Here is a 13079-nt window from a genome sequence, read left to right as displayed (position 1 = left end):
ATCTGCGTTGAACCGGCCATGACGGAGCTTCCCATGCCAGAGATTGCCGCGGCCGCGATGCCGCAAGCCGTAGCGATGCCAGACTTCGGCATCGCCCTGGGCCCGCTGCTGTACTACTGGCCGCGCGAGGCCGTGATGCAGTTCTATGCGTCGGTCGCCGATGCGCCGGTCGACCGCGTCTACCTCGGCGAGACCGTCTGCACGCGCCGCCATGAAGTCCGCCATGCGCAATGGCTGGAGATTGCGCAGATGCTGCGCGATGCCGGCAAGGAGGCGGTGCTGTCGACGCCGGTGCTGGTGGAGTCCGACACCGATATCGCCTGGATGCGCCGCGCCTGCGCGCAGGACGACTACCTGGTCGAGGCCAACGACCTTGGCGCGGTGCGCTGCATGGCAGGGCGGCCCTTTGTCGGCGGCCCCCACCTCAATGTCTACCACGCCGATACGCTGGCGTGGCTGGCCGGGCTGGGCGCGGCCGGCTGCGTCGCGCCGGTGGAGATGGACGGCGGCACGCTGGCCGCGCTGGCAGCCGCGCGCCCCACTGGCATGCGTTTGGAAGCCTTTGTCTGGGGCCGCCTGCCGCTGGCATTCTCGGCGCGCTGCTTTACCGCGCGCCACCATCGGCTGCGCAAGGACAGTTGCGAGTTCCGCTGCATGGACTATCCCGACGGCCTGGTGGCCGCCACCGGCGAAGGGCAGGCGTTCTTCACGCTCAACGGCGTGCAGACGCAGAGCGCCACCTGCCTGGACCTGTGCGCGGAGGCGCTGGCGATGGCGCGGATGGGGGTGGGGATGCTGCGCGTGAGCCCGCATTCATCCGGCACGCTGCAGGTGGTGCAACAGCTCGCGGCGATTCGTGCAGGTGAACAGGCACCCGCTGCCAGCGGCATCACGCCGGCCGGCGCCCAGCCGTGCAACGGCTACTGGCACGGCAGCGCGGGCATCGCCTGGGAGGCCCGGGCATGAGCGCGCTGCACAAGCTGATCGCGGGCGTGCACCGGCGCATGCCCGCCCGTGCGCGGGCGTTGCCGCTGGTGGCGGCGCTGGAGCTGGCGCGCCGCGCGGGATGGCTGGAGCCGCCGGCCGCACTGGACGGGCACGCCTTCCTGCTGACGGTGCAGGACCTTGGGCTGGCCGTGCCGTTCCGCTGCGAAGGCGGGTGCTTTCGCGCCGCTGCAGCGGACGCCGAGCCTGAACTGACGCTGCGCGCCTGCGCGGTCGACTACCTGCGCCTGCTGGGCGGCGAGGCCGATACCGACACGCTGTTCTTCCAGCGCCGGCTGGTGATCAGCGGCGATACCGCGCTGGGCCTGGAGGTCAAATACTGGCTCGATGCCGCGCCGCGGCCCGCATGGGTCAGCCAGGCCGCGGCGCGGCTGGTGGCCCTGCACGGGGCCACCGTGGGGCGGGCCGGTGCGGCGTCGTAGCCGTGGCGCTCAGGCGTCGCCGTCCAGCATGAAGCGGTTGCGTCCCGCGCGCTTGGCCCGGTACATCGCGCTGTCGGCGCGGTGCAGCAGCGGCTCCAGCCGCGGCGCTTCCGGCACGGTGCAGACCGCGCCCACGCTGATGGTGACCACCGGCTGCACCGGCGTGCCGTTGTGCGCGATGCGGAGATCGCGCACAACCGCCACCATGCGGCGCGCCACGTCACGGGTCTCGTCGCGCGTGGCGCCGGGCAGCACCGCCGCGAATTCCTCGCCGCCCAGCCGGGCGCAGAACTGCTCGCCGGACAGCGTGCGGGTCAGCGCGCCGGCAATCTGCCGCAGGCAGTCGTCGCCGGCCACGTGGCCATGCAGGTCGTTGTATTGCTTGAACTGGTCCACATCCAGGATCAGCAGGCCCAGCGCCTGGTTGCGCTCGCACGCCCGGGTCACGGCCGCGATCGACTCGCGCTGGAAGTAGCGCCGGTTGCGGATGCCGGTCAGGGCGTCGATGTCCAGGTCGGCCTGCACCTGCCACAACTGCTCTTCGGTCTGGCCGAGCCGCGCGGTCAGGGCCAGCTCACGCGACTGGAAGCGGCTGATGTCGCGCAGGAACAGCAGGCTGCCGATCTGCCTGCCGTCCAGTCGGGCAACCCCTTCCACGGTAAGCTCGAAGGGCGCGCCCGGCGGCACGAAAGGCGTGGCCGCGTGGCTGGCAGTGTCGGCAGGCGAGTGCTGCAGCGCGGCTTCCCAGCCGGAGGGCAGGAGGTCGCCGCGGCGCAGGGCCGGCCAGAGCTGCGCCGCGGCCGGATTGAATTCGACGATGACACCATGGCTGTCGACGATCACGCAGCCTTCGCTGAGGGCATCGAACACCCGCAGGCGGGCGTAGTGGCCGATATCGTCAAGGTGCGTGCGCAGCGCGCAGAACCAGACCAGCGCCGCCATCAGCGAGAACGTCGCCGGCGTCAGGTCCCCGCCCAGCGGCCCGGTCCAGCGGTTGAGGTAGGCGACATTGGCAACCAGGGGCAGGGCCAGGCCCGACGCCAGGATGGCGCGGCCCCGGCGCGACAAGGCCCCGTTGGGCACTTCGGCCGTGACCAGGAAATACAGGCTCACCCCCAGCAGCAGGTATGACCAGACGGCCACTGCGGCATAGCCGATGCCATGGTCGAACACCGCGCCGGGCAATACGCCGGGAGGCATCAGCGTGATGCGCGGCCAGATCAGCCGGTGGCGCTCGTTGGTGAAGACCATCACCACGGTGACGACGGCCACCAGCACGGGCAGCCACAGCCTGGACCAGGGCACCACATAGCGCGGGCGGCTCAGGTGCACCATCGCCACCAGCCAGCCGATCGGCACGGCGACGATCCCGAGGTACTGGATCTTGGCCCACAGGATGCGCCCCTCCAGGTCGGTGGCGCTGATCTCGAGCAGGCGGCCGCCGCTCCAGGTCGCCGCGCCGAATGCCAGCACCAGGAACGCCTGGACGGTCGGATCGTCGCGCCGCGGCCAGGTGGCGATGGCCATGCCGATGCAGGCAACCACGGCGACGGTAAGCAGGAGAACCAGGGAATATGAGGGCATTGAGGGCGGAGCGCGTCCCGAGACCCGGGCGTTGGTTCCGGCGATCCGCGATCTCGTCAGCCAGCATGATACCGGGCTGCGCGGCTGGCTTGGCTGTGGGTGCGCCGATGCAACAGCTGGCAGGCAAGGGACGCGGGGCGCCCCGCTACCTGGCGTCGAGCGAATCGATCGCGATGATCGCCGCGACGGGGCAAGGCGGGGGTGGCCGGGTCATGCCGGCCGCGGGGTTTCGCGGACCAGCCAGAACGGGATATCGGTGACGTCCCTTTGCATGCCTTGCCAGTCAGGCATCAGGCCCTGAGTCAACAGGTGGCCCCAGCCATCGATCCACTTCTGCTGGGCCCGAGCGCACAGCTCCAGCATGGCCGACGCATAGTGCAGCGGGCCGCCGATCAGCGGCAGCTCGCAGGCAATCTCGCGCGCGTAGAAGGCCTCTGGCTCCGGCGCGAGGATCGGGCCCATGGCATCGAACTGGAGTTCTTCATACATGGTGCGGGCGAAGTCCAGGTTGAGCTCGGCCATGCGGCGCCAGTTGTCCGACAGGTCGGCTTGCATGGCCTCAAACTGGTGCGCGCCGGAGTAGAAGGTGGGAAACGGCCAGAAGCCGAGCGGCCAGAAGACTTGCGTTGCGGTCATCATCACGGGAACCTCCGGTGGTGGGCGTGCGCGCAGCGGGGCGGCAGTTGCTGCACACGGCGATGCCGCGATGCGGGCTGCACCCGGACTAGCTTATGCGGTAACGGCGCGCATCGCCATGCCGGCATCCTGGCACCCGAGTGTGTTAATCACTTGCACCCCAGCCGCTTGGCCAGCTTGTGCAGGTTGCTGGCATCGATACCCAGCTGGCGCGCTGCCTGCGCCCAATTGCCGCCCTGGTCCGTCAGTGCCTGTTCGATGCAGGCGCGCTGGGTTTGTTCCACCGCGTCGCGCAGGGTGATGCCTGCGGCAAGTGCCGGGGCGGCGAACGCGCTGGCCATGCCGGCGCCGGCATGGTGTGCCGCGGGCACATCCAGTCCGTAGAGATCGAGCAGTTCAGGCTCCAGCGTCACGATGTCGTTGCGGCCCGCGCCGCGGCTGACGGCACGCAGCGCCGCGCGGCTGATCACGTGTTCCAGCTCGCGCACGTTGCCGGGCCAGCGGTAGCTGCGCAGCGCATCCTGCGCACCACCTGACAGCCGCAGGCTGCGCAGCCCCAGGCGCGCGCGGTTCAGCTCCAGGAAGCGCCCGGCCAGCAGCAGCACGTCGTTGCCGCGCTCGCGCAGCGGCGGGATCGGGATCGGGTAGACCGACAGGCGGTGGTACAGGTCGGCGCGGAACGAGCCGTCGCGCACATGCTCGCGCAGGTTGCGGTTGGTGGCGGCGATCACGCGCACGTTGACGCGGCGCGGGCGGTCCGAGCCCAGCCGCTGGATCTCGCCGTTCTGCAGCGTGCGCAGCAGCTTGGCCTGGATCGCCAGCGGCAGTTCGCCGACTTCATCGAGGAAGAGGGTGCCGCCGTCGGCGGCCTCGAAGCGCCCCGGGCGCTCGCCGGTCGCGCCGGAGAAGGCGCCGCGCGCGTGGCCGAACAGCTCGCTTTCAGCCAGCGACTCCGGCAGCGCCGCGCAGTTGACATGCACCAGCGGCTGCGCGCGCCGGCGCGACTGGCGGTGCAGGCGGTGCGCGAACAGCTCCTTGCCCACGCCGGTCTCGCCCAGCAGCAGCACCGGCAGGTCGGTATCGGCCACCACTTCCAGCTCATGCAGCAGGTTGGCGATGGCCTCGCTCTGACCGATGATCTCGCCGCCGATGTCGCCATGCTGGGCCGTGCCTTCGTCGGCATCGGGCGTGCCGCGCGCCAGCTGCAGCGCGCGGATCTCGCCTTCCAGCCGGGTGGTGCGGATGGCCGCTTCGACGATCACCGTCAGCCGCTGCAGCTCGGCCTGGGCCGCCGCATCGAAGGTGCCGATCGCCAGCGCGTCCAGCGTGAGCGCGCCCCAGGGTTGGCCGTCCACGGCCAGGCTGGTGCCCATGCAGTCATGCACCGGCAGCGGCTCGCCGACGTGCTCGTCGATCAGGCCGTCGTACGGATCGGGCAGCACGCTGTCGTGATGAAAGCAGGTCACGCCGCGCCGCGCCAGGATGGCGGCCAGGCGCGGGTGCAGGCCGACTGCAAAGCGCCGGCCCAGCGCATCGCGCACCAGGCCATCGACCGCGACGGGGCGCAGGTGGTCTTCCTCCAGCCGCAGCAGCGCCACCGCGCCACAGCGGAAATGCGTGCGCAGCATGCTGACCAGCCGCTGCAGGCGCACCGCATGCGGCAGGTCGGTGACAAGGTCGGCCAGCAACTCGGGATACATCGCGCTCGGTAGCATGGTGAAAAACACCGTCAGGGTAATTAGTACCACGAGAAGTATAAGGTATTAATCACCATCACTGTTTCAAGTCATTGATCCGGATAGGTTTTTTTCAGGCACGCTCCTCGCTAAGTCATGCAGGCATAACTTCGACACGGAGCAACCATCATGACTTTGCAGGACCACCTCGCTTGGCCAACTGGCCCGTCTGATCCCCGGTGCCACCCGGATCTTCCACGACTACGGGCTGGACTTCTGCTGCGGGGGCAAGCAGACCCTGCGCGACGCCGCGCAGCAAAAGGGTCTCGATGCGGCTGCCGTCGGCACCATCGACGCCCGGCTGCGTGCGCTGCAGGACGAAACCGGGCCGTCGGCGCAGGACTGGAACACGGCGGCGCCGGCCGAGCTGATCGACCATATCCTCACGCGCTTCCATGCGCGCCATCGCGAGCAGTTGCCCGAGCTGATCCGCCTGGCGCGGCGCGTAGAGCAGGTGCACGGTGACCGGCCCGATTGCCCGCTTGGCCTGGCCGACCACCTGAGCGAGATGCTGGGCGAGCTGGAAATGCATATGCAGAAGGAAGAGCAGGTGCTGTTCCCGATGTTGTCGCGCGGCCTGCATGCCGCCGCGGGCCGGCCGATCATGGTGATGCGCGCCGAGCATGACGACCACGGCGTGGCCTTGCAGCGGCTGGCGGCGCTGACCAACGACATCACGCTGCCGCGCGCGGCCTGCAATACCTGGCGCGCGCTCTACCTGGGCCTGCGCACGCTGCGCGAAGACCTGATGGAACACATCCACCTGGAAAACAACGTGCTGTTCGAGATCACCACGGCACCCGCCGCCGCGCAAGCCACCGGATGCGGTTGCTCGACGCACGCCTGAGCCCTCCCGCCACCATAACCAACGACTTCGCATCATGGGTTCCTACCGCAGACTCTGGTTCCTGCTGATCGCCGTGCTGGCGGTCACGTTCTCCCTGCTCGGCTACTACGGCGTCGAGGTGTACCGGCAGGCCCCGCCAATGCCGGCCAAGGTCGTCACGACCGAGGGCCGCACGCTCTTCACCGGTGAAGAGATCCTCGACGGCCAGACCGCCTGGCAGTCCGTGGGCGGCATGCAGCTTGGCTCCATCTGGGGCCACGGCGCCTACCAGGCGCCGGACTGGACCGCCGACTGGCTGCACCGCGAACTGACCGCGTGGCTGGAGCTGGCCGCGCAGGACGCCTACGGCCGGCCCTATGCGCAACTTGACGCGCCGGCGCAGGCCGCGCTGCGCGAGCAGCTGCGCACCGAGTACCGCGGCAATGCCGCCGATCCGGCCACCAAGGTACTGACTGTGTCGAAGCGCCGCGCGCAGGCCATTGCCAATACAGCCGCCTACTACGACAAGCTCTTCTCCGATGCGCCCGCGCTGCACACCACGCGCGAGCACTACGCGATGAAGGAGAACACGCTGCCCAGCGCCGAGCGTCGCGAACAACTCACGCACTTCTTCTTCTGGACCGCGTGGGCCGCATCGACCGCGCGCCCGGGGCACGAAGCCACCTACACCAACAACTGGCCGCATGAACCGCTGATCGGCAACCAGCCCACCAGCGAGAACGTGGTGTGGTCGGTGATCAGCGTGGTGGTGCTGCTGGCCGGGGTCGGCTTCCTGGTATGGGCGTGGGCCTTCCTGCGCGGCAAGGAAGATGCGCCGCCGCAGGCGCCGGCGCGCGATCCGCTGCTGTCCGTGGCGCTGACGCCGTCGCAGCGCGCGCTCGGCAAGTACCTGTTCCTGGTGGTGGCGCTGTTCGTGTTCCAGGTGTTGCTGGGCGGCTTTACCGCGCACTACACCGTCGAGGGCCAGAAGTTCTACGGCATCGACGTCTCGCAGTGGTTCCCGTACGCACTGGTGCGAACCTGGCATATCCAGAGCGCGCTGTTCTGGATCGCCACCGGCTTCCTGGCCGCGGGCCTGTTCCTCGCGCCGCTGATCAACGGCGGTAAGGACCCGAAGTACCAGCGCCTGGGCGTGGACATCCTGTTCTGGGCACTGGTGGTCGTGGTGGTGGGATCGTTCACCGGCAACTACCTGGCGATCGCGCAGAAGCTGCCGGCCCACCTGAACTTCTGGCTGGGCCACCAGGGCTATGAGTATGTCGACCTGGGCCGGCTGTGGCAGATCGGCAAGTTCGCCGGCATCCTGATCTGGCTGGTGTTGATGATGCGCGGCATCCTGCCGGCGCTGCGCGCGCGCGGCACCGACCGCAACCTGCTGGCGCTGCTGACCTCGTCGGTGGTGGCGATCGGCCTGTTCTACGGCGCGGGCCTGGCCTACGGCGAACGTACCAGCCTGACGGTGATGGAGTACTGGCGCTGGTGGGTGGTGCACCTGTGGGTGGAAGGCTTCTTCGAAGTCTTTGCCACCACCGCGCTGGCCTTCATCTTCTCCACGCTGGGCCTGGTGTCGCGCCCGATGGCAACGGCCGCCAGCCTGGCCTCGGCCTCGCTGTTCATGCTCGGAGGCATTCCCGGCACCTTCCATCACCTGTACTTTGCCGGCACCACGACGCCAGTGATGGCGGTGGGCGCCGCATTCAGCGCGCTGGAAGTGGTGCCGCTGATCGTGCTGGGCCATGAAGCCTGGGAGAACTGGAGCCTGAAGCAGCGCGCGCCGTGGATGGCAGACCTGAAGTGGCCGCTGATGTGCTTTGTCGCGGTGGCGTTCTGGAACATGCTGGGCGCCGGGGTGTTCGGCTTCATGATCAACCCGCCGATCGCGCTGTACTACATCCAGGGGCAGAACACCACGCCAGTGCACGCCCATGCCGCGCTGTTCGGGGTGTACGGGTTCCTGGCGCTGGGCTTCACGCTGCTGGTGCTGCGCTACGTGCGTCCGGCCTACCGGCTCAGCCCAACACTGATGAAGACCGCCTTCTGGGGGCTGAACATCGGCCTGGTGCTGATGATCGGCACCAGCCTGCTGCCGATCGGCATCATCCAGTTCCTGGCCAGCGTGGAGCATGGCACCTGGTATGCGCGCAGTGAGGAATTCATGCAGCAGCCCATCCTGCAGACCCTGCGCTGGGTGCGCACCTTCGGCGACGTGGTGTTTATCGTCGGCGCGGTGTCGTTTGCCTGGCAGGTGGTGCTGGGGCTGGCGAATCGGACGCCGCTGGCGGCGGACGCGGTGCCGGCGCGGATGAAGACGGCGGTGCGCTGACGGCCGGTTTAACGAGAAGCAATGCTTGGCCCGCCGGGGGTACGCGGCGGGCTGCTTTTTTTGCCAACACGTCTAACGCATGGTCTCCAGCAGCGCGATCCTCAGGAACTCCCGCAGCGCATGCGTGTGCTCGTCAGGTCCTGGATCGAGTCTCCAGATCAGGCCGACGTCCATGGATGGGACCCGGTCGGAAAGGCTGCGGCGCAGGATGCGCTGGCCCTCCAGTGACCACAGCCGGTAGACCAGATCGGACAGGATGGAGACGCCGCGTCCCGCCGCTACCAGGCTGCGGACGGCTTCGATCGAGCAGCTTTGCAGGCGGACGCTCGGCGTGAGCCCGTACTGCCTCCAGTACTTGATCACGGTGGCAATATGCTCGTCCATGTCGAGCAGTATGTAGTCGTGCCGCGCCACGTCCGTCAGGCTAATCTGCTCGAGCTGCATCAGAGGATGGTCAGGATGGCCCCAGAGTTGCCGCGGCGATCGAAGCAGGGTTTCGCAGCCGATGTGATGCATCTCCGGCAGGTTGGAAACCAGCAGCAATGCCAGGTCGAGCTTGCCGGCCTGGATATCGGCCTCGATATCGCCGCGAGGCCTTTCCAGGATTTCGAGTTCGAGTAGCGGAAACTTTTGTTCAAGCGCCGGCAGCAGCTTGGGCAGCACGTACGCCGTGATGGTTTCGGTGACACCGAGGCGGATGGCGCCTGTCACCGTGCTGGGGGTCACCGCCGCAGCGCTGACGGCATCCCGTACCGCAGCCTCGATCTGCTGGGCATGCCGCAGGAAGCGGATGCCGGCCGCGGTCAGCTTTACGCCGGCTGCGTGCCGGGAGAACAGCGGGGCGCCTACGACGTCTTCCAATCCCTTGAGTGAGGCGGTCATGGACGATTGCGAAACATTGCAGCGTTGCGCCGCTCTCGATACCTGGCCCGTCTCAGCAATCGCCACAAAGTGCTGTATCTGTTTCAAGGTTGGGAGCATCGATTTTTCCGATATTGCAATGTCAGAACTATGAATTAGCTATATCGCCCCATGCTAGCTAGCATCCAGCACAAATACAAGTTGCTGGAAGTGGCGATGAGCGAAGTCGAAAAGAAGGGGTTTTGCACGCTGTGTCGTTCCCGCTGCGGAACGATCAATGTCGTGAACGGAGACACCCTCGTTGCGGTCCGCCCGGATGGCGAACACCCCACGGGCAAGGCGATGTGCCTCAAGGGAAAGGCAGCGCCCGAACTCGTGCACAGCGCCGAGCGGCTGTTGCATCCGATGCGCAGGACGAACCCAAAAGACGCAGCGGATCCAGGGTGGGTGCGCATTTCATGGGAGGAGGCGCTCGATCAGATCGCGGCGCGCCTGATCGAGGCGCGCACCACGCTGGGTGCGGAGTCGGTTGCCTTCGCCGTGACCACACCCAGTGGCACGGCGCTGTCGGACAGCATCGACTGGATCGAGCGTTTCGTCCGCCTCTACGGCAGCCCCAACATCTGCTACGCCACCGAGATCTGCAACTGGCACAAGGACTTCGCGCATGCCTTTACCTTTGGCTGCGGGATGCCGACGGCGGATTACCGCAATGCCGAACTGATTCTTCTGTGGGGACACAATCCCGCCAACACGTGGCTGTCGCAGGCAGAGGCAATCGGCGCCGGACGGGCCGCCGGCGCCAGGCTGATCGTGGTCGACCCGCGGCAGACCGGACTGGCGGAAGAAGCCGATCAATGGCTGCGTGTGAAACCTGGCAGCGATGCCGCGCTGGCCATGGCATTGGCCAACCTGCTGATCGAGGCCAATGCCTTCGATAACGATTTCGTGCGGCAATGGACCAACGGTCCGCTGCTGGTACGCAAGGACAATGGCGCCTTCCTGCGCGGGCGCGACATCGGTATCGGGCAGACAGACGCCTTTGTCGTCTGGGACGCCCACCAGCGCATGGCCGTGCCGGCGGGCGGCCAGTGCCATGTTCCCGGCCGCATCGCGCTGCGCGGAACCTTTGAGGTGACCGTTGGCGATCGCCATGACCAGTCCATGCTGATGTGCCAGCCGGCGTTCGAGCTCTATGCGGCGGAATGCGCGCGCTATCCCGCCGATCGCGCGGCCCGGCTGACGTGGATTCCGGAGGGCGATATCCGCCATGCCGCGAGCATGATCGGCACGGCACGGCGCGTTGCCTATCACGCCTGGTCCGGCGTCGGGCAGCATGAGAACGCCACGCAGACCGAGCGTGCGATTGCCTGCCTCTACGCCCTGACGGGCAGCTTCGACCGGCGCGGTGGCAACCGCATTTACCAGAAGCCGCCGTTCAATGCGGTGAGCCGCCTGGACCTGCTGAGTCCGGAGCAGGGGCGCAAGGCCCTGGGATTGTCAGAACGCCCGCTGGGGCCGCCCGCGCAGGGCTGGATCACCGCGCGCGACCTGTATCGCGCCATTACCGACAAGAAGCCCTATGCGGTGACGACGCTGATCGCGTTCGGCACGAATCCGCTGCTCTCGCAGCCGGATGTGGCAATGGGGGAGCGGGCACTGCGCGCGCTGCCGTTCTACGTGCATTGCGATCTCTTTGAAAATCCGAGCGCGAAGTATGCGGACATCCTGCTGCCCGTGAGCACGCCATGGGAACGCGAGGGGCTGCGCATCGGCTTCGAGGTTTCTGCCGAGGCTGAGAAGTTGGTGCAGCTGCGTCAGCGCATGGTCCCGCCGCGCGGCGAGGCGCGTTCGGACAACGAGATTGTGTTTGCGCTGGCGGCGCGCATCGGGCTGCAGGAAGCATTCTTCGGCGCAAGCCTGGAAGCCGGCTGGGACTACATGCTCGCGCCGATGGGGCTGACCGTGGCAGCGCTACGCGCCAAGCCAGAAGGGGTTCGCATCCCGGTCGAGGACACCGAGATGAAATACCGCATGGGCAAATCCGCCAGGCCTTTCAATACGCCGACAGGCCTGGTCGAGCTGTACTCCGAAGGGCTGCTGGCGCATGGCTATTCGCCTTTGCCCGGCTACCAGGAACCTTCGATTGAACAGGGAGATGCCGCGCGATCTGCGTTCCCCTATTTGTTGACGTCGGCGAAGAATGGCTACTACTGCCATAGCCAGCAGCGCGGTGTCGCGTCTTTGCGGCGCAAGGCGATGCTGCCGCGGCTGGATATCTCCAGGGAAGCCGCCGCGGCACGGGACATCCGCAGCGGCGACCCCGTGCGCATCTCGACGCCGGGCGGCAGTGCATTGTTCACGGCACGCATCGATCCGGGCCTGCACCCCGCCGTGCTGGTGGGCGAGTACGGCTGGTGGCAACGCTGCGACGCGATGGGGCAAGCACCGCTCGCCGTGTGTGGCGCGGACAGTGTCAACTTCAACGGGTTGATCGACGCGCAGCGCCAGGATCCGGTCAGCGGCTCGTCGCCGTTGCGCGCCTATCGCTGCAGCATCGAGCGCGAAACCGCTTTCGATATCCGGCGCCGGCCGTGGGAGGACTTCCGCGTGTTCCGCGTGGTGGCGCTGTGCAAGGAAGCCGCCGATGTCACATCGGTGTACATGGCACCCACCGATGGCGGCCGCCTGCCCGACTTTCTGCCGGGCCAGCACGCGACCATCCGGTTGTTCATCGGCGGCGGGGGGCAGGAGGTGATCCGGTCCTACTCGCTGACCGGACCCGCGATCATGGCAGACCGCCAGTGCTATTCGATCTCGGTGCGACAGACAGTGGCGCGGCTCGCCAATGGTGAACTGGTGTCCGGCCGCGCCTCATCGTTCATCAACCAACAGCTCGCAGTCGGCGACGTTGTCGAACTGCGCGCGCCCGGCGGCACCTTTGTCATGCCGACCCGTACCGCGCGGCCCCTTGTGCTGCTTGCCGGCGGCATCGGCATCACGCCTTTCATCAACTTGCTGGAGTCATTGGCCGGCCAGGCGGAGCCGCCCAGGATCCTGCTGCTCTATGCGAACCAGAACGGTGCGACGCACGCCTTCAAGCGCAGGATTCGCGAACTGGAAGCGGCGATTCCCACGCTGTCGGTGATCAATTACTACGATGCGCCGGCTGACGGGGACATCGCGGGGCGCGACTTCCACGTGCATGGGCGCGTATCCGCCGACGCGGTCCCGCAAGCGCTGCTCGCCATGCGCCCGCTGATCTACATGTGCGGCCCGGTCCCGATGATGACTGCCTTCGCCGAGGGCATGGCCGCCAGAGGCGTGCCGCACTTCGATATCCACAAGGAGATCTTTCGCTCTCCGGCTGTCGCGAAGATCGAGCACGGACAGGCATTCCAGGTGCATTTCCGCAAGTCGGGGGTCGTCCACCAATGGCGTTCCGAGGACGGCGCTCTGCTCGGCTTTGCCGAGGCGCGTGGCGTGCGCTTGCCCAGCGGATGCCGCGTCGGGCAATGCGAAAGCTGTGCCGTCAGGATCGTTTCCGGGTCGGCGCACCACTTGCAAGGCGAGGTACCTGATGACCCCGGTATTTGTCTCGCGTGCCAGGCCGTACCGGCCAGTGACCTGGTGATCGATGCCTGACTCCCTTTCTACTTCTGACC

At 67.5% G+C, this 13079-nt stretch carries 8 protein-coding genes and 1 pseudogene; 5 read left to right on the top strand and 4 right to left on the bottom strand.

Features of this window, described 5'->3' with window-relative positions:
- The first annotated feature begins 33 nt into the window (after positions 1–33).
- Complete coding sequence (locus KB879_RS16845) at positions 34–966, top strand: U32 family peptidase (protein ID WP_211979449.1); 933 nt, start codon at positions 34–36, stop codon at positions 964–966.
- Complete coding sequence (locus KB879_RS16840) at positions 963–1427, top strand: SCP2 domain-containing protein (RefSeq protein WP_013953915.1); 465 nt, start codon at positions 963–965, stop codon at positions 1425–1427. The genes KB879_RS16845 and KB879_RS16840 overlap by 4 nt, the downstream gene beginning before the upstream one ends.
- A 9-nt stretch (positions 1428–1436) precedes the next feature.
- Here the strand turns inward: KB879_RS16840 and KB879_RS16835 are convergent, their stop codons facing one another.
- The 3 genes from KB879_RS16835 to norR all read right to left on the bottom strand — a co-directional run bounded on the left by KB879_RS16835 (position 1437) and on the right by norR (position 5362).
- Positions 1437–3011, bottom strand: coding sequence for a histidine kinase N-terminal 7TM domain-containing protein (locus tag KB879_RS16835; protein ID WP_013953914.1), 1575 nt, complete (start codon positions 3009–3011; stop codon positions 1437–1439).
- A gap of 210 nt (positions 3012–3221) precedes the next feature.
- Positions 3222–3650: a polyhydroxyalkanoate granule-associated phasin gene (locus tag KB879_RS16830; RefSeq protein WP_013953913.1), complete on the bottom strand. Its 429-nt coding sequence runs from the start codon at positions 3648–3650 to the stop codon at positions 3222–3224.
- A 146-nt stretch (positions 3651–3796) separates the two neighbouring features.
- Complete coding sequence (norR, locus tag KB879_RS16825; protein WP_041228948.1) at positions 3797–5362, bottom strand: nitric oxide reductase transcriptional regulator NorR; 1566 nt, start codon at positions 5360–5362, stop codon at positions 3797–3799.
- A 150-nt stretch (positions 5363–5512) separates the two neighbouring features.
- On the opposite strand from norR, the pseudogene ytfE reads away from it, so the two are divergent.
- Positions 5513–6230: pseudogene (ytfE, locus tag KB879_RS16820) on the top strand (iron-sulfur cluster repair protein YtfE).
- 34 nt (positions 6231–6264) lie between these two features.
- Positions 6265–8553, top strand: a complete 2289-nt coding sequence (locus tag KB879_RS16815) for a nitric-oxide reductase large subunit (RefSeq protein ID WP_013953910.1) — start codon at positions 6265–6267, stop codon at positions 8551–8553.
- A 72-nt stretch (positions 8554–8625) separates the two neighbouring features.
- On the opposite strand, the gene KB879_RS16810 is transcribed toward KB879_RS16815, so the two are convergent.
- The gene (locus KB879_RS16810) at positions 8626–9534 is read right to left on the bottom strand and encodes a LysR family transcriptional regulator (protein ID WP_013953909.1); all 909 of its coding nucleotides are present in this window, start codon (positions 9532–9534) and stop codon (positions 8626–8628) included.
- Positions 9535–9585: 51 nt separating this feature from the next.
- Here KB879_RS16810 and KB879_RS16805 point away from each other — a divergent pair, with 51 nt between their 5' ends.
- A complete protein-coding gene (locus KB879_RS16805; RefSeq protein ID WP_249221142.1) occupies positions 9586–13059 on the top strand; it encodes a molybdopterin-dependent oxidoreductase in 3474 nt (1157 codons plus the stop codon).
- Positions 13060–13079 lie beyond the last annotated feature (20 nt).

Origin of the sequence: Cupriavidus sp. KK10, assembly GCF_018223725.1 — a bacterium.
GTDB lineage: Bacteria > Pseudomonadota > Gammaproteobacteria > Burkholderiales > Burkholderiaceae > Cupriavidus > Cupriavidus necator.
Note: the sequence above shows the minus strand (reverse complement) of the source record. Positions and strands in the feature narration are given on the sequence as shown.